This window comes from Caloramator proteoclasticus DSM 10124 (assembly GCF_900129265.1).
Classification (GTDB): domain Bacteria; phylum Bacillota; class Clostridia; order Clostridiales; family Caloramatoraceae; genus Thermobrachium; species Thermobrachium proteoclasticum.
The window spans coordinates 1-3,783 of record NZ_FQVG01000090.1 but is presented as its reverse complement, the minus strand read 5'-3'; the positions used below and the strand labels follow the sequence as shown (position 1 = coordinate 3,783).

Below are 3,783 nucleotides of genomic sequence, written 5' to 3'. Positions count from 1 at the left end.
TTAGAAGATGAAATAACAATAGAATTAGTAAAACAAATACCAAGTTTAGTGTCAGAATTTATGAAGGATGATGTAAGAATAGTGTTTTTAGAGACCGCATTTTCAGGTAAAGATTCACTTAAGTTAAACACAGTTCAAACACTTAAACAGCTTGGAATAAAGGAAGAAAATATAAGGAGTGTTTAAAATAAAGATTTAATTTAAGCTGTCAATTGAGTGTTAATAAATGACTGTTAGTTACAAAATTTCAATTGTTTCTTAATGGGTTGGAGGTGTTTGTATGATAGAAAAATCTGCATTAAAATATTTAAAACAAATGTTTGGTAAAGATGCTGATTTTAGAGATGGTCAGCTTGAAGCAATAAAAGCTGCAATGGATTGTAAAAAAGTTCTGGTTGTTCAAAAAACAGGTTGGGGAAAGAGTGTAGTTTATTTTATTGCTACAAAAATTAATCGTGATAAAGGTAAAGGAGTAACAATACTTATAAGTCCACTGCTATCACTAATGAGAAATCAAATAGAGAATGCAAGAAAAATTGGAATTATTGCTGAAACAATAAATTCCGAAAATCAAGATGAATGGAATAATGTTAAACAAAAACTATTAAATAGAGAATGTGATATTTTATTGATTTCTCCTGAAAGATTAGCAAATAAGGAATTTATTAAAGAGATTTTCTTAAATATAAAAGATGGTATAGGAATGTTTGTTGTAGATGAAGCACATTGTATATCAGATTGGGGGCATGACTTTAGACCAGATTATCAAAGAATAGTAAATATAATAAAATTATTGCCACCAAATATTCCAGTGATTGCTACAACTGCAACTGCTAATAATAGGGTTGTTGATGATATAAAGAATCAATTAGGTAATGATATTGTGATACAAAGAGGTAGTTTGATGAGGGAGTCCTTGAGACTACAGGTAATAAAATTAAAAGAACAAGCAGAAAGATTAGCATGGTTAGATGAAAATCTAAATAGATTACCTGGAAGTGGAATTGTGTATTGTTTAACAGTGGGGGATGCGAATAAGGTGGCAAAATGGCTTAAATACAGAGGACATGATGTAGAAGCATATCATTCAAAACTTGAAGAAAGCAAAAGAATAGAATTAGAACAAAGGTTACTAAAAAATGAAGTTAAAGCATTAATTGCAACAGTTGCATTAGGTATGGGATTTGATAAACCAGATTTAGGCTTTGTTGTGCATTATCAAAGACCAGGTAATATAGTATCATATTATCAACAAATAGGTAGAGCGGGAAGAAATTTAGATGATGCATATGCAATTTTATTATGTGGTGAAGAGGATGATGAAATACAAGAGTATTTTATTGAAAGTGCTTTTCCAGCAGAAACTGATATGGCACAAGTATTAAAAGCTATAGAAGTATCTAATGGACTTTCAATAAATGAAATAATGAATTATGTTAATATGAGTCAAAGTAAAATTAATAAATCAATAAAGTTTTTAATGTTGCATAATGCTATAGATAAATATGGAACAAAATATATAAGGACAGTAAATCCATGGAGTCCAGATGTTGAAAAAAGCCAAAAAGTTACTAAAATAAGATTAGAAGAACTTGATAAAATAAAAGAATTTACTAATACAAAAGAGTGCTACATGAAATTTATTGCCAGTGAATTGGATGATAATAGTGCAACAAATTGTGGTAAATGTACAAATTGCATTGGTAAAAGCTATTTTAATTCAAATGTTAAAGAAGAAAGTGTTTTAGAAGCTATAAAGTTTTTAAAAGGAGAATATATGGTAATAGAACCAAGAAAAAGATGGCCAAACGGATGGGGCAAGATAGAAAGAGGGAATATACCTATAGAGTACAGAGTTCAAGAAGGAAGGGCTTTGTGTGTTTATGGAGATTCAGGATGGGGTAAATTTGTTAAAGAAGATAAGTATATAAATGGCAGGTTTAGAGATGAATTAGTACAAGCTACTACTGAATTAATAAGGAAATGGGGAATAGAAGAAAAAGAGTTATTAATAACAGCTATTCCTTCTTTAAGACATCCAAACCTTGTACCTGATTTTGCTAAGAGAGTAGCTGAAAAATTAGGTATTCCATTTTGCCAGTGTATAATCAAAATAAAGGAAACCCCTGAACAAAAAACAATGCAAAATTCTAATAAACAAGCAGAAAATGTGTATGATTGTTTTGAAGTTATATGCAAAGTTGAAGGCAAAACGGTGATTTTAATAGATGATATGGTGGATTCAAGATGGACTTTTACGATGTGTGGATATAAATTATTAAAGAATGGATGTAAAAAGGTTTATCCATTTGCGTTAGCTCTAACTTCTGGAGGTGATAGTGATTGAATAATTTAATACTTAGTGAAGATAGTAAAGCAATGTTATTAATTTGTTCAGATATTTTAAAAGATTATATTAAAGACGATGTTAAACCGTATACATTAGCTGAATGGAATAAATTGGCTGATAAACTACAAAAAAGTGAAATGCGTTCACCAAAAGCATTTTTTTTATATAAACCTATTGAATGGAAAAATATATTAGATATTACTGAAGAAGAAGTGAGTCGTTTAGAGAAACTTTTAAGCAATGGAGCAAGATTGGCTATAGAATTAGATGAACTTGCAAAGTTAGGTATTTTTGTTACAACAAGAGCTGAAAAGTCATATCCGTATGTACTAAAAGAAAAATTAGGCAAAAAAGCACCAACAATTTTATATTATGCTGGAGACATATCTATATTAGAAACTAAAAAAGCTGCAATAGTAGGGTCAAGAAATATTGATAAAGATGCAATTGCATTTACAGAAAAATTAGCTCAAAAATGTGCTTTGGAAGGATTAACAGTGGTTTCAGGGGGAGCAAGAGGTGTAGATAGTATTGCACAAGATATAGCACTGTATAATGGAGGTAAGGTTGTATCTATATTATCATCTGAAATGAAGAAAGTTATAAAAAAGAAAGAATATAGAGATGCTATATTGAACAAAAAATTGCTTTTGATATCAACAAATCATCCTGATACAATTTTTACTGTTTATAGAGCCATGGAAAGAAATAAATATATTTATGCATTATCAAATTATTCTTTTGTTGTTTCTTCAGATTATAAAAAAGGTGGAACATGGGCTGGTGCAGAAGAAAATATAAAAAATAATTGGGTTTGTTTGTATGTTAGAAACGAAGATAATATACCTATTGGAAATAAAAAACTAATTGAAATGGGTGGGATACCATTTGATAGTAAAATATTGGATGATAAGAATGTAAAATTAATAAATATATTAGACGAAAGGTCAAGAAGTATTAAAGGAAATATAGCAGAACAACTATCTTTATTAAATGAATTAGAAAATTCAAGAGATAAAAATGAGGTAGCTACTATAGTAAATGGTAATGAAAATATATTTAAAAAAGATGAGATAAAAAATGATATTAAAAGAAAAGCTTATGATATATTTCTTCCTATATTAAAAGAAATATTAAATACTCCAAAAACATTAAAAGAAATTTCACAGGAATTAGATTTGATAGAAAGCCAGTTAAAAATTTGGATAAAAAGAATGGAAGAAGAAAATATAATTGAGAAAACTGGTAGACCAATTAAATATAAGTTAAAATAATTATTTTTATTTAAATAAAGTAGTTTACATTTAATATAGTTAAAGTTGTCAAGAGGTGGAGAAAATGAATAAAATGGATGGATACAGTATGGATATAAAGGAGAAAAACATAAAGGAACTACAAAAGATATTTCCTGAAGTTATAAGGGAAGGCAAGGT

3 protein-coding genes are annotated in these 3,783 nt (G+C 28.5%); all 3 read left to right on the top strand.

Annotation, left to right across the window (positions count from 1 at the left end; all coding sequences use genetic code 11):
* Positions 1 to 186, top strand: a 186-nt coding sequence (locus tag BUB63_RS13680; RefSeq protein ID WP_159431479.1) for a hypothetical protein, incomplete at its 5' end; no start/stop codon positions are given.
* Between the two features lie 94 nt (positions 187 to 280).
* Positions 281 to 2,347 (top strand): RecQ family ATP-dependent DNA helicase, encoded by a 2,067-nt coding sequence (locus tag BUB63_RS12750; RefSeq protein WP_073250325.1) that lies wholly within the window; start codon positions 281 to 283, stop codon positions 2,345 to 2,347.
* Positions 2,344 to 3,624 carry a DNA-processing protein DprA gene (locus BUB63_RS12745; protein WP_084106796.1) on the top strand — a complete coding sequence of 427 codons (1,281 nt, stop codon included), beginning with the start codon at positions 2,344 to 2,346 and terminating at the stop codon, positions 3,622 to 3,624. The genes BUB63_RS12750 and BUB63_RS12745 overlap by 4 nt, the downstream gene beginning before the upstream one ends.
* Positions 3,625 to 3,783: the final 159 nt, after the last annotated feature.

Bases quoted from the DNA above. Each gene is read 5' to 3' on its own strand.
- BUB63_RS12750 (WP_073250325.1), top strand. From the start codon at position 281: ATGATAGAAAAATCTGCATTAAAATATTTAAAACAAATGTTTGGTAAA.